Origin of the sequence: Bacillus sp. 0909A, from assembly GCF_036765115.1 — a bacterium.
Classification (GTDB): domain Bacteria; phylum Bacillota; class Bacilli; order Bacillales; family Bacillaceae; genus Bacillus; species Bacillus mojavensis.
This window is the reverse complement of sequence record NZ_JBAIZU010000023.1, coordinates 1-265: the sequence shown is the minus strand read 5'-3', so window position 1 is coordinate 265 and position 265 is coordinate 1. Positions and strand designations below refer to the sequence as shown.

3 tRNA genes are annotated in these 265 nt (G+C 56.2%); all 3 read right to left on the bottom strand.

From position 1 onward, the window contains the following. Nucleotide 1: 1 nt before the first annotated feature. A tRNA-Arg gene (locus V6D42_RS20295) sits at nt 2–78 on the bottom strand. A 9-nt stretch (nt 79–87) separates the two neighbouring features. Then, nucleotides 88–173: transfer RNA gene (locus tag V6D42_RS20290), tRNA-Leu, on the bottom strand. A gap of 14 nt (nt 174–187) precedes the next feature. Next, nucleotides 188–262 (bottom strand) — tRNA-Gly (locus tag V6D42_RS20285). Between the last annotated feature and the right edge of the window lie 3 nt (nt 263–265).

Below are 265 nucleotides of genomic sequence, written 5' to 3'. Positions count from 1 at the left end.
ATGGCGCGCCCGAGAGGAGTCGAACCCCTAACCTTTTGATCCGTAGTCAAACGCTCTATCCAATTGAGCTACGGGCGCAAATGATAATGCCGAGGGCCGGACTTGAACCGGCACGGTAGTCACCTACCGCAGGATTTTAAGTCCTGTGTGTCTGCCAATTCCACCACCCCGGCGTGGATGGTATAGTTGGAGCGGAAGACGGGATTCGAACCCGCGACCCCCACCTTGGCAAGGTGGTGTTCTACCACTGAACTACTTCCGCAGA